The organism is Nocardia kruczakiae NBRC 101016, from assembly GCF_001612965.1.
GTDB classification, from domain to species: domain Bacteria; phylum Actinomycetota; class Actinomycetes; order Mycobacteriales; family Mycobacteriaceae; genus Nocardia; species Nocardia kruczakiae.
Genome location: NZ_BDBL01000014.1, coordinates 146,568 through 165,253, shown reverse-complemented (window position 1 = coordinate 165,253; position 18,686 = coordinate 146,568). Strand labels below are relative to the sequence as shown.

General features: G+C 69.1%; 21 protein-coding genes and 1 pseudogene. 12 read left to right on the top strand and 10 right to left on the bottom strand.

What is annotated here, in order from left to right:
* Positions 1-73 precede the first annotated feature (73 nt).
* Positions 74-1,063, top strand: a complete 990-nt coding sequence (locus NK1_RS12285) for an Acg family FMN-binding oxidoreductase (RefSeq protein ID WP_063008646.1) — start codon at positions 74-76, stop codon at positions 1,061-1,063.
* A gap of 15 nt (positions 1,064-1,078) precedes the next feature.
* Here the strand turns inward: NK1_RS12285 and NK1_RS12280 are convergent, their stop codons facing one another.
* From NK1_RS12280 to NK1_RS12260, 5 genes are all read right to left on the bottom strand, one after another.
* Entirely contained in the window at positions 1,079-2,326 is a 1,248-nt protein-coding gene (locus NK1_RS12280) for an APC family permease (RefSeq protein WP_063008645.1), read from the bottom strand.
* Positions 2,327-2,382: 56 nt separating this feature from the next.
* A complete protein-coding gene (locus NK1_RS12275) occupies positions 2,383-2,787 on the bottom strand; it encodes a DUF302 domain-containing protein (RefSeq protein ID WP_063008644.1) in 405 nt (134 codons plus the stop codon).
* Between the two features lie 28 nt (positions 2,788-2,815).
* Positions 2,816-3,058 carry a YgaP family membrane protein gene (locus NK1_RS12270; protein WP_039778179.1) on the bottom strand — a complete coding sequence of 81 codons (243 nt, stop codon included), beginning with the start codon at positions 3,056-3,058 and terminating at the stop codon, positions 2,816-2,818.
* A 38-nt stretch (positions 3,059-3,096) separates the two neighbouring features.
* Positions 3,097-3,366, bottom strand: a complete 270-nt coding sequence (locus NK1_RS12265; RefSeq protein ID WP_030516394.1) for a metal-sensitive transcriptional regulator — start codon at positions 3,364-3,366, stop codon at positions 3,097-3,099.
* A 66-nt stretch (positions 3,367-3,432) separates the two neighbouring features.
* Positions 3,433-5,586, bottom strand: coding sequence for an MMPL family transporter (locus NK1_RS12260; RefSeq protein WP_063008643.1), 2,154 nt, complete (start codon positions 5,584-5,586; stop codon positions 3,433-3,435).
* Positions 5,587-5,720: 134 nt separating this feature from the next.
* Here NK1_RS12260 and NK1_RS12255 point away from each other — a divergent pair, with 134 nt between their 5' ends.
* From NK1_RS12255 to NK1_RS12230, 6 genes are all read left to right on the top strand, one after another.
* Positions 5,721-6,329: a mycothiol-dependent nitroreductase Rv2466c family protein gene (locus NK1_RS12255; RefSeq protein WP_063008642.1), complete on the top strand. Its 609-nt coding sequence runs from the start codon at positions 5,721-5,723 to the stop codon at positions 6,327-6,329.
* 90 nt (positions 6,330-6,419) lie between these two features.
* Positions 6,420-7,241: a sigma 54 modulation/S30EA ribosomal C-terminal domain-containing protein gene (locus NK1_RS12250; protein ID WP_063008641.1), complete on the top strand. Its 822-nt coding sequence runs from the start codon at positions 6,420-6,422 to the stop codon at positions 7,239-7,241.
* Positions 7,242-7,344: 103 nt separating this feature from the next.
* A complete protein-coding gene (locus NK1_RS12245) occupies positions 7,345-7,854 on the top strand; it encodes a pyridoxamine 5'-phosphate oxidase family protein (protein ID WP_063008640.1) in 510 nt (169 codons plus the stop codon).
* Positions 7,838-8,299, top strand: a complete 462-nt coding sequence (locus tag NK1_RS12240) for a DUF2267 domain-containing protein (protein WP_063008639.1) — start codon at positions 7,838-7,840, stop codon at positions 8,297-8,299. Before NK1_RS12245 ends, NK1_RS12240 begins: the two co-directional genes overlap by 17 nt.
* A gap of 116 nt (positions 8,300-8,415) precedes the next feature.
* A complete protein-coding gene (locus tag NK1_RS12235) occupies positions 8,416-9,060 on the top strand; it encodes a response regulator (RefSeq protein WP_063008638.1) in 645 nt (214 codons plus the stop codon).
* 84 nt (positions 9,061-9,144) lie between these two features.
* Entirely contained in the window at positions 9,145-10,155 is a 1,011-nt protein-coding gene (locus NK1_RS12230) for an Acg family FMN-binding oxidoreductase (protein WP_063008637.1), read from the top strand.
* Between the two features lie 159 nt (positions 10,156-10,314).
* On the opposite strand, the pseudogene NK1_RS35680 reads toward NK1_RS12230, so the two are convergent.
* A pseudogene (locus NK1_RS35680) lies at positions 10,315-10,623 on the bottom strand (hypothetical protein); the annotation flags it as partial.
* Positions 10,624-10,715: 92 nt separating this feature from the next.
* On the opposite strand from NK1_RS35680, the gene NK1_RS12225 reads away from it, so the two are divergent.
* Positions 10,716-12,434 (top strand): GAF domain-containing sensor histidine kinase, encoded by a 1,719-nt coding sequence (locus tag NK1_RS12225; protein ID WP_063008636.1) that lies wholly within the window; start codon positions 10,716-10,718, stop codon positions 12,432-12,434.
* 39 nt (positions 12,435-12,473) lie between these two features.
* Here NK1_RS12225 and NK1_RS12220 read toward each other — a convergent pair whose 3' ends face one another.
* From NK1_RS12220 to NK1_RS12205, 4 genes are read right to left on the bottom strand one after another with little or no spacing between them, the layout of a single operon-like run.
* Positions 12,474-13,385: a universal stress protein gene (locus tag NK1_RS12220; protein ID WP_063008635.1), complete on the bottom strand. Its 912-nt coding sequence runs from the start codon at positions 13,383-13,385 to the stop codon at positions 12,474-12,476.
* 25 nt (positions 13,386-13,410) lie between these two features.
* Complete coding sequence (locus NK1_RS12215; protein WP_063008634.1) at positions 13,411-14,004, bottom strand: Rv1733c family protein; 594 nt, start codon at positions 14,002-14,004, stop codon at positions 13,411-13,413.
* A 12-nt stretch (positions 14,005-14,016) separates the two neighbouring features.
* Complete coding sequence (locus NK1_RS12210) at positions 14,017-14,982, bottom strand: Acg family FMN-binding oxidoreductase (RefSeq protein WP_063008633.1); 966 nt, start codon at positions 14,980-14,982, stop codon at positions 14,017-14,019.
* Between the two features lie 2 nt (positions 14,983-14,984).
* Entirely contained in the window at positions 14,985-15,743 is a 759-nt protein-coding gene (locus NK1_RS12205) for an SDR family NAD(P)-dependent oxidoreductase (protein WP_063008632.1), read from the bottom strand.
* Positions 15,744-15,999: 256 nt separating this feature from the next.
* Between NK1_RS12205 and NK1_RS12200 the strand changes: the two genes are divergently transcribed.
* The 4 genes from NK1_RS12200 to NK1_RS12185 are packed head-to-tail and all read left to right on the top strand — an operon-like array spanning position 16,000 to position 18,650.
* Positions 16,000-16,461: a hypothetical protein gene (locus tag NK1_RS12200; protein WP_063008631.1), complete on the top strand. Its 462-nt coding sequence runs from the start codon at positions 16,000-16,002 to the stop codon at positions 16,459-16,461.
* Complete coding sequence (locus NK1_RS12195) at positions 16,458-17,408, top strand: universal stress protein (RefSeq protein ID WP_063008630.1); 951 nt, start codon at positions 16,458-16,460, stop codon at positions 17,406-17,408. The genes NK1_RS12200 and NK1_RS12195 overlap by 4 nt, the downstream gene beginning before the upstream one ends.
* A complete protein-coding gene (locus NK1_RS12190; protein WP_063008629.1) occupies positions 17,395-18,078 on the top strand; it encodes a hypothetical protein in 684 nt (227 codons plus the stop codon). The genes NK1_RS12195 and NK1_RS12190 overlap by 14 nt, the downstream gene beginning before the upstream one ends.
* Complete coding sequence (locus NK1_RS12185) at positions 18,075-18,650, top strand: hypothetical protein (protein WP_174552717.1); 576 nt, start codon at positions 18,075-18,077, stop codon at positions 18,648-18,650. Before NK1_RS12190 ends, NK1_RS12185 begins: the two co-directional genes overlap by 4 nt.
* Positions 18,651-18,686 lie beyond the last annotated feature (36 nt).

The window sequence follows — 18,686 nt, the reverse complement described above, 5'->3', positions numbered from 1 at the left end:
CGCGGACCATGGTCGCGGCACCTCGGGACCAACGGCCCCTCCGCAGCGCACGGCGCGAACCTACCGTCGACATATGAACACAGTGCCCTCACGCGACGTCGTCGAGACAGCGGTCCGGATGGCCGGCCGTGCGCCGTCGCTGCACAACAGTCAGCCGTGGCGGTGGATGTTCGACGGTGCGCAGCTGCGGCTGTTCAGCGTGCACGAACGCATGTTGCCGACCACCGACAACACCGGCCGACAGCTCGTGATCAGCTGCGGCGTCGCGCTCGACCACCTGCGCGCGGCGATGGCCGCACACGGGTGGCGCACGATCGTGGCGACCTTCCCGAACCCCAACGATCGCACCCACCTGGCCGACGTCCGGTTCGAGCCCTCGCCGTACATCACCGACGGTGACCGCGAACGCGCCGACGCCATGGCGCGCCGGTACACCGACCGGCTCCCGTTCGACGAACCCGAGGGCTGGGAGCCGTTCGAGACCGTCCTGCGCACGGTGTTCGACCCCGAGGACACCATCGTCGACGTCCTGCCCGACGACAGCCGCGCCGAACTGGCCCGGGCGTCGGAGCTCACCGCGTCGGTGCGCCGCTACGACGCCGACTATCACGCCGAATTGCACTGGTGGACAGGGCATGTGGTGGCAGATACCGGCGTCCCCCGCGACGCGCTGGTGAGCGAGGAGGAACGCGGACGCGTCGACGTCGGGCGGAGGTTGCCCACGGTCACCGGCGAACCACGCCGCACCGAGGTGAGCACCGACCGGTCGAAGATTCTCGTGCTGTCGACCTACGACGACAGCCCCGCCGAATGGCTGGCCTGCGGACGGGTGCTGTCCACCGTCCTGCTAGAATGCACCCTCGCCGGCTACGCCACCTGCCCGCTCACCCACCTCACGGAGGTTCCGCGCAGTCGCAGCGTGGTCACGCGGCTGCTCGGCCGCAATGCCTTCCCGCAGGTACTGATTCGCGTCGGGCGGGCCCCGGAGAATCAACCGCATCCGGACCCGACGCCGCGACTGCCGTTGCACGAGATCCTGCGCGTCACCGACCGCGCCGGCTAGCACGTGCGGGCGGCGCTACCGTGCGAGAGACCGGCGCGCACCGTAGACCGCCGCACCGATCGCCAGCACGACCGCGCCCGACACCACGGACGTGAGCGGGAGGGTGCAGGCCAGCACCACACAGCCCACGGCGCCGACCACCGGAATCACGCGCGGCGGTCTGCCTTCTTCCGGAGTCAGGGTCCACGCGGATGCGTTCGCGACGGCGTAGTAGCCGAGTACCGCGAAGGACGAGAATCCGATCGCGCCACGAAGATCGGCGGTCGCGGCGATGACCGCCACGATCGCGCCGACCACCAGTTCGGCTCGATGCGGGACGGCGAAACGCGGATGCACCGCGGCCAGCCGATGCGGCAGATGCCGGTCCCGGGCCATGGCGAAAGTGGTGCGTGAGACCCCGAGGATCAATGCCAGCAGGGAGCCGAGCGCGGCGACCGCCGCCCCGGCACGCACCACGGGCACGAGCTCCGGTCGTCCCGCCGCGCGCACCGTCTCGGCGAGCGGCGCTGCGGCCGAGGCCAATTCGTGCGGACCGAGCACGGTCAGCGCCGCGACGGCGACCACCGCGTACACGACCAGAGTGACGCCGAGGGCCAGCGGGATCGCCCGCGGAATGATGCGGGCGGGGTCGCGGACCTCCGCACCGAGGGTGGCGATGCGGGCGTAGCCGGCGAACGCGAAGAACAACAGTCCGGCGGCCTGCAGAACGCCCCGGACCGATGTGTCGGCTCCGATCGACAACCGGCCCGCGGCGGCGGAGCCGGCGAACGCCACGACGACGACCGCGGCCAGCACGGCCAGCACCAGTGCGACGACGATCCGGGTCAACAGCGCCGACTTCTGCACGCCGCGATAGTTCACCGCGGTGAGCGCGACCACCGCCGCGACCGCCACCGCATGCGCATGACCGGGCCAGGCGTAGGCACCGACGGTGAGAGCCATCGCCGCACACGAGGCCGTCTTGCCGACGACGAAGCCCCAGCCGGCGAGATACCCCCAGAACTCTCCCAGACGTTCCCGGCCGTAGACGTAGGTACCGCCGGAGGCGGGATAGCGGGCGGCCAGCCGCGCCGAGGAGAGGGCATTGCAGTAGGCGACGACGGCCGCGATCGCCAGCCCGATCAGCAAACCGGATCCCGCCGCGGCAGCCGCCGGGCCGAGCGCGGCGAAGATACCCGCGCCGATCATCGAACCGAGTCCGATCACCACCGCGTCGCCGAGACCGAGGCGACGGCGCAGACCGGCCGTCGCCTCGGAATCCATGGGCTCGAAGATAACGGAGTTCCCGAGCGCACGCCTGTCGGTCGCGCGTGACGCCGTCAGGCCTCGGTCAGCGCATCGATGGCGTCGCGGAGTTTCGCGGCGGCCTCGGTCGCGATCGGTTGCAGTCCGGGATCACCGGTGACCTGCACCATGACCTCGGGATCCATCGCTTCGACGATGACGGTTCCCGCGTCGCCCGGGTCGCGCCGCACGATCACGTTGCAGGGCAACAGCAATCCGATGCGGCGGTCGACGCCGACCGCGCGATGCGCCAGCGGCGGGTTGCACGCGCCGAGGATGAGGTAGTCCTCCATGTCTTCGCCGAGTTTGGCCTTCAGGGTCGCGGCCATATCGATCTCGGTCAGCACTCCGAAACCCTGCTCGGCCAGTGCGGCCCGGGTCCGTTCCACGGCATCGTCGAACCGGTCGGTGTGCAGCGTGGTGGAAATCGCCAGATTCATGGTCGCCCGCTTTCTGTCGATGGTGGGGTCAGGTTCGTGAGACGGCGCAGCCGGCGGTGGCCGGCAGGCCCAGCCGCCGGAGCAGCAGAGTCGCCGGGCACCAGCCCGCGACGCCGTAGAGCAGCAGATTCGCGCCGACGAACCCGGTGAGAACGAGCCACCAGCCCGACCATGCCGCGGCCGCGACCACGCTGATCAGCACGAGGGTGCCGGCCAGCAGGGGTACGACGCGGGCGATGGACCAGCCCTGGTGGCGAGGTAGGTTCGGCATGCGTTCACTTCCAGAAATCGGTTGGGCGCCTTCGCGTTTCAGGCGAGGGCGAGAAACAGTTTTTCGAGTTCGGCTTCGCTCATCGGCTCGGCGCCGTCGGCGCTCTCGCCGGTGAGGCATTCACGCAGGCCGGTCGCGACGATCTTGAATCCGGCCCGGTCCAGGGCACGCGACACCGCCGCGAGCTGGGTGACGACGTCCTTGCAGTCGCGCCCCTGCTCGATCATGGCGATCACACCACCCAGTTGCCCCTGTGCGCGGCGCAACCGGTTGAGTACCTGTGCGATCGTTTCCTCGTTGCCGACCATGGCTGTCCGTCCTCTCGTCGCCTACCCCTTCAGCATACCCCTAGGGGTATGCCGGAGGCTGTGGCATCAGTCGTGCGCGAAGCTGATCGAGGGCAGGATCCGGCGCAACCACCGCGGTGACGCCCAGGCCCGGTGACCGGTCAGGCGCAACAGCACCGGCAGCAGCACCAGTCGCACCGCGGCGGCGTCCAGCAACACGGCCACACCGAGGATGATGCCCATCTCCTTCGGCGGCAGCGGATCGGCGAGCGAGAAGGTGAAGAACACCGCCACCATGACCGCCGCGGCGGCGAAGATCACCCGGCCCGAATGGGCCAATCCGTCCACCAGGGCGCGACTCGGGTCCCCGGTGCGCTCGTAATGCTCCTTCGCCGTCGCCAGCAGGAACACCGTGTAGTCCATCGCGATGGCGAAGATCATCGCGAAGAAGAACACCGGGCCCCAGCCGTCGAGGAATCCCTGCGGGCGGAAGCCGAGCAGGACGGCCCCGTGCCCGTCCTGGAAGATCAGTTTCGCCACTCCGAACGCCGCCGCGGTCGACAGCAGACTCACCACCGTGCCCAGCGCCGCGATCAGCGGAGCCTGCAATGCCACCAGCAGCAGGGCGAAGCCGAGCACCAGGATGATCGCGACGATGATCGGGAAGTAGTGGTTCAGCGCGTGTTGCAGATCCAGATTCTCCGCGGGCGCGCCGCCGACCAGCGCTCCGGCCGGCAGCCGGTCGCGCAGGTCATCGAGGATCGTGGCCATGGCCGCATCGGAGGGATCGACGGTCGGCAGCGCCTGCATCATCGCCAGTCCGCTGCCGTCGCGGGCGGGTTGCGGCGGGGTGACCATCGCGATGCCGTCGACCGCGGAGGCGGCGTTCGCCACCGCGCCGGATTCCGTTGCGGGAGCGATGATCTGCAACATCCCGGGGGCACCCTCGCCCATCTGCGCCTGCACCAACTCGTAACCCTGACGAACCGGTGCGTCCGCCGGCACGACCTGGATCGACGGCATCGCAACCTTCAGCCCGGTCACCGGAATCGCGAGCGCGACCAGCACCAGCAGCGCGGCGATCGCGAACGGCCACGGCCGATCGTGCAGGATCCGACCCCAGGCCGCGAACCGCGGTGAGCGGTGCTGCTGACGGCCGATCCGCGACAGCGATCCGGCATTGATCCGGCCACCCAGCGCTCCCAGCGCGGCAGGCAAAAGGGTCAGCGTCGCCAGCAGCACGAACGCCACCGCGAACATGATCCCGACGGCCATCGTCCGCACCGCGGGAGCCGGCACGATCAGCACCGCCGACAAGCTCACCAGCACTGTCAGCCCGGACAGCACCACCGCCTTACCCGCCGTGCTCATGGTCTCGGCCACCGCCGCGCGCGGATCGGAACTCGCCGCGAGCGCGCCGCGGAAGCGGGCGACGATGAACAGGGCGTAGTCGATTCCCAGCGCCAGGGCGAACATCATCGCGAAGTTCATGGCCCACACCGAAATCGGCGTCACGTGGTTGAGCAGCACCAGCCCGCCGGCCGAGGCGATCAAGCCGGCCAGGGTGAGCAACAGCGGCAGCCCGGCCGCCACCAGCGATCCGAAGGCGACCACCATGATCGCGAGGGTCACCGGCCAGGAAAACATCTCGGCCTTCAGCATCGCATCGTGATTGGCCTTGTCGAAGTCGCTCCACAACGCCGACGCGCCGGTCGGATAGACCTCGATTCCGTTGCCCGACAACGCCGTCAGCGCATCCTTGTGGGCATCGACCGCCTTCACCATGTCGTCGGTCGAAGCCGCGGCGCCGGCGATGAGGATTCCGGTGTGCCCGTCGGGGCTGATCGACATCCCCGGCTGGGGCGCCACCACCTCGCCGAAGCGCGAATCACCGGCGAAGATCGCGGTCATCCGGCCCAGCACCGATTGCACCTCCGGACTCTCGACGGTCCGGCTGTCGGAATGCACCACGACCTGCACCGCGGCCGACGAATTGCCGCCGAAGTGCTGCTGGGCCAGCTCGCGTACGCGCACCGAATCCGACCCGTTCGCCTGCCAGCCGGCGCCCGCGAGGGAATTGAACACGCTCGGCGCCGCGGCTCCGAGGGCCACCAGCACCAGCAGCCAGACCCCGAACACGATCCGGGTGTGGCCGGCCATGGCGGCACCCAGTCTGCTCAGCATTCCGCCGGGGCCTCGCGTGGTGGCCGCCGGCGGTGATACGACCTGCGTTTCGGTCATAGTGCACGCCTCCCTTCAATACCCCCTGGGGTATATTTCGTTCGACGGCCAACATACCCCCGGGGGTATCCTGGACGCAAAGGTGTGTTCGGCCACATCCGGGTACACCGGCCGTGAAGACGAAAGGAGACGACATGACGGATATCGCGCTGTATGTCGACCCGGTCTGCCCGTTCAGCTGGGTCACCGCACGCTGGCTGCAAACGAGCGCCGACGCTCGCGTCACGCTGCGGCAGATGAGCCTGGCCGAACTCAACGAGGGACAGGACGTCGACGACGACCAACGGCCGATGATCGAACGATCGCGGCGCCTCGGACGGGTCTTCGCCGCCGTCACCCGCCGATACGGAGACGACGGATTCGACCGGCTGTATCAGGAGTTCGGAACGGTGGCCCACACCCGCAAGGAACCGATCACCGACGAGACGATCGCGGGCGTGCTCACCCGCCTGAATCTGGGTCCGGCGCTCGCGACGGCCGCCGACGACGCCGGCTTGGACGCGTTCGTCGCCGAGACGCATCGAGCCGCGCAGCAGGCCCTCGGGCAACCCAGCGGAAGTCCGATCACCGTCGTCGACGGCCGCGGATTCTCCGGTCCGGTATTGACGAAGATTCCCGATTCGCGGCAGGGAAAGCAGCTGTTCGAAGCGGTGGTCACCCTCGCCGCCACGCCGGAGTTCGCGGCTGTGCAGAGTCCGTACTCCGGGCCGCCGGACACCACCGAACCCGCCACCGGCACCTGACAGTGCGGACGAACACGAGGCGGGCCGGTGACCTTCGGCCCTGGCCCGAGCGCCGGCGATGCGGTGATATCGACGCGAAGGAGCGTGACCATGAACTTCGCGAGCACCGCGCCGGGCGCTCGGCACGGCACCGCACGCCGCGCCGGGTCCGACGACCAGGGCCCCGAGTACGACCTGCCGACCGTCGACATCCGGCTCGGTGATCGAGTCCCCAGCATGTTCGGCGAGTACGCGCGGCGGCGCATCGGCGACGCCGTGCGCTGCGCACCGTCGCCGGTGGCGTCCATCCGGGTCCGCCTGGCCGACCATCGCGAGTCGGCGCTCGCGAATCCGTTCGTGGCACAGGCCGATATCGTCGCCGCGCGACCGCTGCGGGTACAGGTGACGGGAGCAACGGCACGCGAGGCGGTGGATCTGCTGCAGACACGGACCCGCGCTCGGCTGCGTATGCCGATCGGCGGTGGAGCGGCGCGGCAGCAGCGGTGTGATCCGACGGCTGCCACGCTGCTCTACCTGCGCCCGGTCACACAGCGGAAGATCGTGCGCACCAAGTGTTTTCATCTTCTCGAACGCACCGCCGCGGAGGCCGCGGCCGATATGGCGCTGATGGACTACGACTTCTGGTTGTTCACAGAGTCCGGCGCGGATACGGACAGCGTGCTCGCGCGAACCACGGGTGGTCACTACCGGTTGACTCGGCTCGACGAACGCGCGGCGACCGCCGACGCGGCGAATCTGCTGCTCACCGTCGCCGAGCCCCCGGCCCCGGTTCTCGACCGCGCGGACGCCCTGACCCGGCTCCAGTTGAGCGGTTCACCGTTCCTCTTCTACCGTGATCGCGAACTCGATCGCGGCTGCGTGTTCTATCACCGCTACGACGGTCACTACGGATTCATCACCTCGCGACGATGACCGCCGAAGCCCTCGTCGCGGTGGACCTTCGCCTCTACCACCGCAACCGTCCCGATGGTGGCATGGACAGACCGGATGCTCAGCTCCCGAGAGGTACCGCATCGTGATTCCGCCCGACCGCACCGACGACGGCGCACCCAACTCCAGTGTCGCACTCGACCGCGCCGAGGCGATGCGGCTGCTGGCCGGAATCGCTTACGGCCGCGTCGTTTTCACCCGCGACGCACTACCGGCCATTTGCCCGGTCAACCATTTCGTCGAAGACGACGGGCGGGTCGTGGTGTGCACTCGGCTCACCTTCCGGCTCACCTCGGCGATCCGGGCGGATCCCGGAGTGGTCGTCGCCTACGAAGCCGACGAGATCGATCCCGGCACCCGGACCGGCTGGTCGGTCGTGGTGACCGGTCTGGCGCGGCGGGTCGCCGATCCGTCCCGCGTCGCGCGATACGAGCGACTGCTGCGACCATGGATAGCGGCGGCCATGGATACGGTCGTCGAGATCGAACCCACCATCGTGACCGGTATCCGTCTCGTCGGCGCACCGGAGTCACCCGGGCCGCCGGCACCACCGATCCCCTCGCCGAAAGTCGAAAAGAATGACCTACCACGATGATCCGTTCGCTCCGGCCCTGAACACCGCCCACACCTGGTTACGAACCGTCGCGGACCGGCTGGCCACCGAGGACCGGACCTTCGCCCTGCGCGCGCTGCGCGCCTGGCTGCATACTGTGCGCGACCGCCTCGACGTCCCCGTGGCCGCGCATTTCAGTGCTCAATTGCCCGAATTGCTGCGCGGCATCTTCTACGAGGGCTGGGTGCCCGCCCATGTCCCCGTGCACCACGACGTCGCCTCTTTCGTCGACGCGTTCGCCCACGAGGCGGGCGTGGGCGCCGACGAGGCGGTGGCGTTGGTCGGCGCCGTGACGATCGCACTGTCCGACGTCTTCTCCCCCGGACATCTCGACCACGTTCTCGCGGTGGTCCCCGAGCCCCTGCGCGCAGTGCTGCTCGGCAGCGAACTCAACGGGACGGCCGCGACGGTTCCCGGCGACGCGTAGGCGCCGGCAACCAGAAAGTTCCAGCAACCAGGAAAAGGACTTTCGTCCATGATGAGTCGCTGATCAGGCGATTAGGGTGGGTACATTCATTGCTACTCCGATTGGACCCACTCACCATGATCAAGGTGTTCCTGGTCGACGATCACGAAATCGTCCGTCGCGGGCTGAGCGACCTACTCGACGGCGACCCGGAGTTGTCGGTGATCGGCGAGGCGGGGTCGGTGTCCCAGGCCCTCGCTCGCATCCCCGCGCTGCGCCCGGATGTCGCGGTGCTCGACGTGCGGCTGCCGGACGGCAACGGCATAGAACTGTGCCGGGAGCTGCTCTCGAAGGTCGACGGCCTGCGCTGCCTGATTCTCACCTCCTTCACCGACGAGCACGCGATGCTCGACGCGATTCTGGCCGGTGCCAGTGGTTATGTGGTCAAGGACATCAAGGGCATGGAACTCGCCCGTGCAGTGAAGGACGTCGGCGCCGGTAAGTCGCTGCTGGACAACCGCGCCGCCGCCGCACTGATGGAGCAACTGCGCCACGGCACCGAGCCCGACGGTCCGCTGGCGACGCTGACCGAGCAGGAACGCAAACTGCTCGATCTGCTCGGCGAGGGCCTCACCAATCGCGAGATCGCCGACCGCATGTTCCTCGCCGAGAAGACCGTCAAGAACTACGTGTCGCGGCTGCTGGCCAAACTCGGTATGCAGCGCCGTACCCAGGCGGCCGTCTACGCCACCAAACTGCATTCGCGTACCACGGCGGAGTAGCGCGGACCACCGGTGACCATTGGCCCCTCGGTGCGGGATCAACGCCCGTATTCGCATCGCCTCGCGGTTGTGAGACTGGATACCATGACCACCGCAAAGCATTCGGCAATCGTCGACACGCCCGACGACCGGACGGTCGCGGCAGTGGTCGAGCAGGCGCAGCGAGCACCCTCGGTCCACAACACGCAACCCTGGCGTTGGATATTCGATCGGCATCAGCTGCTCCTCTACACCGACCCCGATCGCGTCCTGTCCGGCACCGACCCGCACGGCCGAGAGCAGGTGATCAGCTGCGGCACGGTGCTGCACCACGCTCGCACCGCGTTCGCCGCCCGCGACTGGCATACCGATATCGTGCGGATTCCCGATCCGCAGCGCCCCGGCCTGATGGCGGTTCTGGAATTCCGGCCGTGGGGTGACCCTCCGAACGGAATCCCGCCTCGTGCAGCGGCCATCACCCACCGACACACCGACCGGCTGCCGATGGAGGCGCCGAGGCACTGGGAGCAGGTGGCACCGACGCTGCGCGCTCTCGTCACCCCGCACGGGCTCGACTTCGACGAACTCGCCGGCGATATCCGCGCCCGGGTCGCCGCGATCTCGCGCGCCGCCTCCGCTGCTCGCCGAGACGACTGGATGTATCAGGACGAATTGCTATGGTGGGCGGGGAATTTCGAGGCATCCGAAGGCGTTCCGGCCAGCGGTCTGATCTCCGCCGCCGAACTCGCGCGCGTCGACGTCGCCCGGCCGTTCCCCACTGCCCCGCATTCGGAGCGCCGGCCCGGTCGCCTCGATCAGGCCCGGCTCGTCGCCATCAGCTCTCCGGAGGATTCACGCGAGTACTGGCTCCAGACCGGCGAGGCGCTGTCCGCGGTACTGCTCGAATGCACCGCCGCGGGCCTGGGGACGTGCCCGGTCACCCACCTCACGGAGGTGCCGGCCGGTCGTCGAGCCTTGTCCGCGCTACTCCCGCATCACGACTACCCGCAGGTCCTGGTCCGCATCGGTAGCTCGCCGGCGGACGAGCCGGATCCGCCGTCGACCCCGCGCCGCGGCGTCGACGAGGTCCTGACCTTCACCGGCCGCTGGACCTGATTCGGCACCAACCGGCGCCTGCTCGGCGCTCCGATCCCGGATGCAGCAGGCGATCCATCCGGACGGCAGCGTACCCGAATGCCGAAAGGCCACGCCGATATCGGCGCGCCGCAGCGCGGGCCCGTCGTTGACCCCGTCACCGGTCATGGAGACGATCTGCCCCTCGGCCTGCAAGGTGTGGATGATGTCGAGTTTGCGATCGGGGGTAGCGCGCGCGAAGACCGCGGCGCTGCCCAGTTCGGCGTCGCTGGCGCCGCGCGCATCGATGACGGCCTCGTCACTCGGCAGAATGCCCAAGTCGACGGCGACAGCGGCGGCCGTGCCGGGATGGTCGCCGGTGATCAGGATGGGACGGATCCAGGCGGCGACAGGCCGCCAACGTCGCGGCGGCCTCTTCCCGCGGCGGGACCCGAGGCGGACTGTCGATTCATGAGCACCGCAGCCGCTCCCGGCGTCCGACCGGCACATATCTGTCGCGGCGAACAGCATGGCGGTAGGCTTTGCGCAAGCGTAAACACCGATGTTTCGCGTTACTCGGACAGCGAATCGAGACTGACGATATGCCCGATGATCAGCGAGCCGGTACATACTCGGTGCGCGACACCCTCTCGCAGCTGCGGCTGCGAGAGTTGCTCGCCGAGGTGCGCGATCGGGTCGACGAGATCATGGATTCCCGCGACCGGATGGACGGTCTGGTCGAGGCGATGCTGGCGGTGACCGCGGGACTCGATCTGGCCGAAACGTTGCGCGCCATCGTGCACGCCGCGATCAGCCTGGTCGATGCCCAGTACGGTGCACTGGGGGTCCGCGGCCACGACGAACATCTGCTCCAGTTCATCTACGAGGGCATCGACGAACCGACCCGCAAGCTGATCGGCGATCTGCCCGAGGGCCACGGCGTGCTGGGCATGCTGTTCACTCAGCCCACACCGATCCGGCTCGAGGACCTCGCGAAGCACCCCTCGTCGGTCGGATTCCCGGCCCATCATCCGCCGATGCGCTCCTTCCTCGGTGTTCCGGTGCACATCCGCAACGAGATCTTCGGCAACCTGTATCTCACCGAGAAGGCCGGCGGTCAGCAGTTCACCGAGGACGACGAGCTGATCGTGCAGGCGCTCGCGGCCGCCGCGGGCATCGCCATCGAGAATGCCCGGCTGTACGAGGCCGCCCGCAACCGTCAGGCGTGGATCGAGGCCACCCGCGATCTCACCACGGAATTCCTCGCCGCCGACGAACCCGCCCGGGTGCTGACACATCTGGTCGACCACGTGCGTGTGCTCACCGGATCGGAATGGGTGCTGCTCGCCACGGTCACCGACCCGGATGTGCCGACCGAGGAGATCACCGAGTTGATCGTCGACCAGGCCGCGGGCGAACGGACCGACGCCGCCGGACACTCCCTCGACGTCACCGGCATCATCGGGACGGCCTTCGCGGACCGCAGGCCGCTGCGCTTCGACGACGTGAGCGATCTCGATTTCGCCGCGCTGTTCCCCACCGGCGGACCGGTGCTGCTGGTCCCCCTGCACACTCGCGATGCCCCGCAAGGGATCCTGATCGCCGTCCGCGCCAAGGACACCGCCCCCTACGACGACGAGATGCTGGAATTGGCCGCCGCCTTCGCCGATCAGGCTGCGCTGGCCATGCAGTTGGCCGCCACGCAACAGCGGTTGCGCGAACTCGACGTGCTCACCGACCGCGATCGGATCGCCCGGGATCTGCACGATCACGTCATCCAGCGGTTGTTCGCGATCGGCCTGTCCCTGCAGGGCGCGGTGCCCCGCACCCGCGTTCCCGAGGTCAAGGTCCGGCTCACCGAAGCGATCGACGGACTGCAGGATGTGGTCCAGGAGATCCGCACCTCCATCTTCGATCTGCACGGCGGCACCAGCACGCGCTTGCGCCAGCGCCTCGAGGAGGCGGTCCGCCAGCAATGCGGCGACACCCCGATCCGCAGCTCGCTGCGGGTGGCCGGACCGCTGTCGGTGGTGGGTTCGCAGCTTGCCGACCACGCGGAAGCCGTTGTGCGCGAAGCGGTCAGCAACGCGGTCCGCTACGCCGGCGCCACGACACTCGAGGTCGTGATCGGCGTCGGTGACGACCTGACGATCACCGTTACCGACGATGGCTGCGGTATCGGCGACAACATCACCCCCAGCGGCCTGACCAACCTCGCCGAGCGCGCGCGTTCGCTGGGCGGGACGTTCCGGACCAAGGCCGGCACGGCGGGTTCGCAGCGGCCGGGTACTCGTCTGGAGTGGTCGGCTCCGTTGAGCTGACCACCCCGCCGACTGCTACCGAACCTGCTGCGCCGCAATCTATTCGGCCGGTTGCCGCACCACCGTGATGGGGCATTCCACCGACTGCACCAGGGCCGCGCTGGTGGAGCCGAGGAGCATTCCGGTGAATCCGCCGCGGCCGTGGCTGCCGACGACCACCAGCTGCGCGTTCTCCGACGCGTCGAGCAGCGAGCGCACCGGCCGGTCGAGCACCATTTCGCGACGCACCTTCACATCCGGATACCGTTCGGAGTATCCGGCCAGGGTCTCGGCCAGTACCGCGTCCTCGGATTCCCGGATCGCGTCCCAGCCGACGATCGCGGGGTCGAGGCCGCTGCTGCGGTCGCTCCACGCGTGCAGCACCACCAATCCGACGGTGCGCCGCGACGCCTCAGCGAAGGCGAATTCGAGCGCCGGCATACTGTTCGCCGTGCCGTCGACGCCGACCAGAACCGGCTTCACCGCCGTGACCGCATCGGTCGCCGACATCGAATGAACCACGGTCACCGGGCAATTCGCGTGCCGGATCACCGCCGAGGACACCGACCCCAGCAGGCCGCGCCGGATGGCGCCCAGGCCACGGCTGCCCACCACGATCGCCTCCGCTTGATCCGACTGTGCGATCAGATGCTCGATCACGGCGTCGGTGGTGATCTCGGTGGTGATCACCGGCGTACGGTCCGGTGTCGCGGCGCGGGCGATGCGGGCGGCCTCGACGAGGATGCGTTCGGCGTCTACGTGCAGCCAGCTCATATCGTCCTCGGTGAGGATCGGGGCGGGCCCGAGCCCGCCCGCGACCGAGATCGAGGTGACCAGATGGAGGCGGCAGTCGCGCAGTGCGGCATCGGCGGCGGCCCAGGCGGCCGCGTGATAACCGACGGCCGAGCCGTCGACCGCGGCGACGATCGGCCGATCGATGTGCCGCTGCGGTACGGCGGAATGCTCGGTCATGATGTTCTCCTCGTGAATCGTGTGTTTACGGAGTTCCTATGGGGCGGCTGATCTTTCGCCACTCCCGGGCCCAGCCGGCACGATGCCGCGCGCTGCAGCCACAAGTGGTCAGCCATACCAGTGCCGCTGTGGCGAAACAGATTTCGACGAATGTGGCCAACCCCAGCCCGACGCCGCGCATCGCCGCGGTGTCGGCGGGCAACGGCGCGGCGGTCGGGCGGCCGTCGGGGGCCAGCCACATGGTCAGCTGCTGCCCGGGATGCGCCAACGCGGCCACGGTGGTCGTGGCTTCGCCGGATCGCCCGGCGTGTGTCCACCGAACCGTGGCTTCGTATCGATCGGCGGACACGTCCATCGATGTCGCCGTCGTACGGACCGGATCGGTGACGATCGTGGCGGTCACCGCCGTCTTCGCCGCGTTCTCGACGCGAATCTGCACGGCGGCATCGGTGTAGCGGGCCGTGCCCATCGCCGCGCAGATCGGCACCGCGGCGAGAACCACGACGACGGCCAGGATCCGGATGACGGCCTCGATCCGGTCCGACGGCCGCATCAGCCGGTTCGCCGCCCACGGACCCGTGCGCCACGCGCGTAGTGCCAACGACGGATACCGCGTCATGTCGTCATCTCCTCACAGCCGGGTCACGACGTCGTCGAGCGGTCGTCGCGGTGTCGGTGACAGCGGGGAACCGGTTGCGGCCCAGCCGGTTCGGATGATCATCTGCGGATATCCACTGTCGTCGAGGAGGTCGGTGCGCAGTTCCGTGCGCACCTCCGGGATTTCGAGCGGTTCACTGAGCGGGCAGGTCGCCAATCCGAAGGTGGTCGCGGCCAGCAGGATCGCGCTGGTCGCCTCCCCGGCGCGCAGCCGGCTCACCGTGTCGTCGCCCGCGGTGTAGAGCACGAGCATGTGATCGGCGTCGGCGATATCGCGAACCACCGCCTCCTGCAGCCGGGGATCGGCGAACGGCCGGGCCGAGGCGTCGGTCGCGGCGACCGCACTGCGGGCCGGAACACCGTCGGGTGCCGCGTGATGTCCGCTCCAGCGCGCCAATTCGGCGCGGTAGGCGGCGTCGGCGTTGTGTGCGGTGGCGGCACGTTCGAAGGCGTGCAGCAGCCGCACCCGCTCGCTGTCGGCGACCACATCGCGGACCAGCACCCCGTTCGCCGCCGCGGCGGCGGTCAAGGAGCCGATGTGAATGTCGGGCACCTCCCAGGAGGTGTAGTGGCGGCGGTCGCTGTGGCGCAGCGGGATCGCGCGGGAGAGGCCGACCGCTTCGGCCGTCGTGGGGGCAGGCCGGAATTCCACGGCCGCCAGGTGCTCCGGCACCGCCGGGTTCGGCACTCGGTGCACCACCGTCGCCCAGCCCAGCGCCGCGGCCGCGACCCGCAGATGATGCAGTGCCGCACCGCAACTCACGACCAGATCGCGCTGGTCGGGGTCGGTCTGCCGCAGCTGTCGGCTGGTGTCGGCGTACAGCTGGACGGTGTCGTCCCCGATGCGCCACAACCACGGCTGGCTGTTGTGCACCGACGGTGCGCGCACCGCCAGGTCCACCGCCGTCATCAAGGTGTCGTAGTCCGGATGTCTCGTCATGATCATCGGTCTCCTACCGCGGCAGGCAGATCCAGCACCTGGCCGGTCGTCGCGCCGCCGTCCACCACGAATTCCGATCCGGTGGAGAACGTCGCCTCGGTGACGATGAACCGGACCATGGCGGCGACTTCTTCGGGTTCCCCGAAACGGGCCAACGGTTGTGCGGCCGTGACGGATTCGTCCATACCCGCGGTCATCGCGGTGCGGATCGGGCCGGGATGCACCGAGCATACCCGGATATTCGACGGCCCCCATTCGAGCGCCGCCGCCTTGGTCAGCCCGCGCAACCCCCATTTGCTGGCGACATAGGCGCCCACTCCCGCGTATCCCATGAGGCCGGCGGTCGAGGAGATGTTGACCACCACCCCGCCTCCGGCTTCCCGCAGGCGCGGACCGGCCAGGTGCATGCCCAGCCACGAGCCGTACAGGTTGACGTCCAGAACGTGGCGGAACATCGTCGGCGGCTCAATGTCCACGCCGCCGAAATCGACGATGCCGGCGTTGTTCACCAAGACGGCCAGCGGGCCGAATGTGGCTTCGGCGTCGGCGATCACCCGCTGCCAGTCAGCCTCGTCGGCGACGTCGAGGCGGCGGAAGATCGCGCCGGTACCCAAGGCCGTCGCTGTGGCGGTGCCGTCGCGTTCGAGGAGATCGGCGATGACCACGCCGAGCCCCTCCTTGGCGAGCTCGGCCGCCACGGCGGCACCGATGCCCCGTGCGCCGCCGGTGACGATCGCACTGCGACCACTGAACGTGCCCATTGTCTGTCGCCCCTTTCACTGGTGCGTTGTCGCACTCAGCATCGCGCCTCGGGCGGCGAGCAGGGCACGGCCGAAAGTCACCGGAACGCCGAGTCTTCGGACAGTCGTGATCGCCGGTCGGTCGTCGCGCCGGTCGGATCCGTCGCCGTGAGCGGCGGGCGCCGGCCGCATCGGCCGGCTCCGGTGGACCCTCGTGACGGCAGTGCGGGACCAAAGGCCCTGGCGACCATTCCCCGGCGTCGGGAAAGGTCGAGGTATGACAGGAATCACCCGCAGCGACGGCATCGGACGCTGGCATGTGTTACTGGCCGGGTCCACGGGTGTGGTCGCGGCGAGTGTCTTCACGCTCGCCGTCGCGCCGGGCATCGGCCTACATGTGAGCGCGCCACTGGACAGCACTCCGGCCGGGCACGGCGTAGCCGCCGGCGCGATGGCCTTCGCGCTCGTCGTCGGGATACCGATGGCCCTCACCGCGGGCGGCGCCCTCAACGGTGATCGGCGCGTCGCCACGGCCGCGGTGACCAGCGGCTTGCTGCTGATCTGCTGGTTGCTCGCCGAGATGACCGTGCTCCGCACCCTGGACTGGGCGCAGCCGCTGTATCTCGTCCTCGGCATCGTCGTCGCGGCGCTGGGACTGCATATCAAAACCGAGGAGATCGAATCACGGAGCGGCGCATCCGCGCGGCGGATCGATCCGGGTGAAAGGACATACCGATGAGCTCTCAGTACGCGGACGACGCGCACCATCTCGCCTCCGCCCCGATCGTGGTCGGTGTCGACGGGTCGGCCGGTGCCCGCACCGCGTTGCTGTGGGCGGCCGAGGTCGCCTGCGATCGAGGACGCGACCTGCGCATCGCCTACGGACTCGACCTGCCGAGCGCGAGCCGGGTGTTCGACAACTACGACCTGTCCGAGCCGGCGGTGCTGGAACGCCTGCGCGCCCACGGCGCCGCACTGGTCGCCCGCGAGGCTCTCGCCGTGCGCGGAACCGTGCCCGAGGTTCAGGTCAGCACGGAGGTCTCCTCGGAGCATCCGGCGCGAATGCTGTTGCGGCACAGCGCCACCGGATATCTGGTCGCGCTGGGCGCCCAGGGCGCCGACGGCTTCGGCACCCACATCGGTTCGATTCTGTTGTCGGTCACCAGCCACGCCGAAGGCCCGGTCGTGGTGGTACGCACCGAATCCGAGGAGCAGCCACGACCGCGCGAGAGCGGCCCCGTCGTGGTCGGTGTCGACGGCAGCCCACTCAGCGAGGCCGCGGTGGCGGCCGCATTCGAGGAAGCCGCCGAACGCGGCGCCGAACTGGTCGCCGTCCACGCGTGGAGCGATCTGACGTTCGGCTCGTTCGTCGGCGACCCGTACACCTGGTTCCCGATGTCGGATATCGAGGTGAACGAGGAAGCGATCCTCGCGGAACGACTGGCCGGCTGGCAGGAGAAGTACCCGGATGTCCGGGTGCGCCGCCACATCAGCATGGCCGAGCCCGCTGCCCATCTGCAGCGGTGGAGCGAGTCCGCACAGCTCATCGTCGTCGGCAGCCACGGCCGCGGGAGCTTCCGTGGGCTGCTGCTGGGATCGGTGTCCAATTCCCTTGTCCAGCATGCGAAATGCCCCGTCATGGTGGTGCGCTCGCCTGAGGAGAAGCAGGCCCATGACAAGGACTGAGCATTCGGCGGCCCGTCGCGGTGCCGCGGCCGCCGTCGGCGTCGCCTCGTTTCTGGGCGGGCTGGCCACCGGCTACCGGCTCTTCGCCCGCCGGTGGTGTCTGAGCTGGGGCGCGACCGAAGAGGAGGTGCGCCGCCGCATGCCCGGCGACGACCTGCTCCTGCTTCCCGACATGCTCTCGACCCGGGCGATCACGATCGAGGCCGATCCCGCCGCGGTCTGGCCCTGGCTCGTGCAGTTCGGGCCGGGACGCGGCGGAATCTACAGCTACGACTGGATCGACCGCCTCCTGGGCGTCGACGTGCACAGCGCCCGGTCGATCCTGCCGCAGTTCCAGGATCTCGCCGTCGGTGACGTCGTGACGGTGAACTCCGACAGCACACCGTCCCGGGTGGCGGTGCTCGAGCCCGGGCGAACGCTCGTATTCCGCACCGACGACGGGAACTGGATCTGGGAATTCGGGCTGTATCCGTGCCCGGAGGGCACCCGCCTGGTCAGCCGCAACCGGATCGCGACTCCCGGCGCCTCGGCCGCGCTGCGACTGTTCGATACGTTCTTCCTGGAACCGGGCAGTCTGGTGATGGAGCAGAAGATGTTGCGCGGCATCAAGGAACGCGCCGAAGCGCATCGCGTCGCCGAACCCGTCCGGATCGGGAGCAAGGCACCGTGACCGCCACCGGCACACCGACACCACTGCCGCTCACCCCGGCCTTCCTCGCGGTCGGCCGGTGCGTGATCACGACCGTCGGGCTGCTGGCACGCCACCGCATCCACTGCCCGTCCCGGAACGTCGGGACGTGGCTGAGTTTCGGCGACGGCACCTCGTCCTACGTCTACCGGGAAACCGTGATCGACAGGATTCCGTCGCCCGAACCATGTGTGCTGCTGGTGCGTTTCGAGTTGCGAGGCGTGCGCGGGCGCGGGCATGCGTGGTTCCGTCGGGAGAGCATCCTCAACACCGTGCTCTTCGCCGGATTCCCGGGCATGATCAGCAAATTGTGGCTGGCACACGATCAACGCGGCGTGTACCGGGGGCTCTACGAATGGGACGGGGCGGCGTCCGCCGACGCCTACGCCCGTGCGCTGTGGCGGGTGCTCGCCCTGGTCAGTGTCCCTGGCTCGATCGACTACCGAGTGCTGCCCGGTCTGCGCCGCCGCGACCTGCCGGTGGCGTCCACCGGTCACGGCGCAGGTGGTACGGAATGGTGGCGGGTCACCGAAGTCGATTCTACCGCAGCATAATTCGAGCCATGGCACGCGGAACCCGCCCACGGACAG

What these genes read in the sequence shown, in the direction of transcription:
- NK1_RS12275 (WP_063008644.1), bottom strand. Translation starts at nt 2,787, where the DNA reads ATGAATCTGGCGATTTCCACCACGCTGCACACCGACCGGTTCGACGAT.
- NK1_RS12255 (WP_063008642.1), top strand. Translation starts at nt 5,721, where the DNA reads ATGACGGATATCGCGCTGTATGTCGACCCGGTCTGCCCGTTCAGCTGG.
- NK1_RS12220 (WP_063008635.1), bottom strand. Translation starts at nt 13,385, where the DNA reads ATGACCGAGCATTCCGCCGTACCGCAGCGGCACATCGATCGGCCGATC.
- NK1_RS12230 (WP_063008637.1), top strand. Translation starts at nt 9,145, where the DNA reads ATGACCACCGCAAAGCATTCGGCAATCGTCGACACGCCCGACGACCGG.
- NK1_RS12200 (WP_063008631.1), top strand. Translation starts at nt 16,000, where the DNA reads ATGACAGGAATCACCCGCAGCGACGGCATCGGACGCTGGCATGTGTTA.
- NK1_RS12270 (WP_039778179.1), bottom strand. Translation starts at nt 3,058, where the DNA reads ATGCCGAACCTACCTCGCCACCAGGGCTGGTCCATCGCCCGCGTCGTA.
- NK1_RS12285 (WP_063008646.1), top strand. Translation starts at nt 74, where the DNA reads ATGAACACAGTGCCCTCACGCGACGTCGTCGAGACAGCGGTCCGGATG.
- NK1_RS12225 (WP_063008636.1), top strand. Translation starts at nt 10,716, where the DNA reads ATGCCCGATGATCAGCGAGCCGGTACATACTCGGTGCGCGACACCCTC.
- NK1_RS12215 (WP_063008634.1), bottom strand. Translation starts at nt 14,004, where the DNA reads ATGACGCGGTATCCGTCGTTGGCACTACGCGCGTGGCGCACGGGTCCG.
- NK1_RS12265 (WP_030516394.1), bottom strand. Translation starts at nt 3,366, where the DNA reads ATGGTCGGCAACGAGGAAACGATCGCACAGGTACTCAACCGGTTGCGC.
- NK1_RS12260 (WP_063008643.1), bottom strand. Translation starts at nt 5,586, where the DNA reads ATGACCGAAACGCAGGTCGTATCACCGCCGGCGGCCACCACGCGAGGC.
- NK1_RS12195 (WP_063008630.1), top strand. Translation starts at nt 16,458, where the DNA reads ATGAGCTCTCAGTACGCGGACGACGCGCACCATCTCGCCTCCGCCCCG.
- NK1_RS12205 (WP_063008632.1), bottom strand. Translation starts at nt 15,743, where the DNA reads ATGGGCACGTTCAGTGGTCGCAGTGCGATCGTCACCGGCGGCGCACGG.
- NK1_RS12235 (WP_063008638.1), top strand. Translation starts at nt 8,416, where the DNA reads ATGATCAAGGTGTTCCTGGTCGACGATCACGAAATCGTCCGTCGCGGG.
- NK1_RS12190 (WP_063008629.1), top strand. Translation starts at nt 17,395, where the DNA reads ATGACAAGGACTGAGCATTCGGCGGCCCGTCGCGGTGCCGCGGCCGCC.
- NK1_RS12280 (WP_063008645.1), bottom strand. Translation starts at nt 2,326, where the DNA reads ATGGATTCCGAGGCGACGGCCGGTCTGCGCCGTCGCCTCGGTCTCGGC.
- NK1_RS12240 (WP_063008639.1), top strand. Translation starts at nt 7,838, where the DNA reads ATGACCTACCACGATGATCCGTTCGCTCCGGCCCTGAACACCGCCCAC.
- NK1_RS12250 (WP_063008641.1), top strand. Translation starts at nt 6,420, where the DNA reads ATGAACTTCGCGAGCACCGCGCCGGGCGCTCGGCACGGCACCGCACGC.
- NK1_RS12210 (WP_063008633.1), bottom strand. Translation starts at nt 14,982, where the DNA reads ATGACGAGACATCCGGACTACGACACCTTGATGACGGCGGTGGACCTG.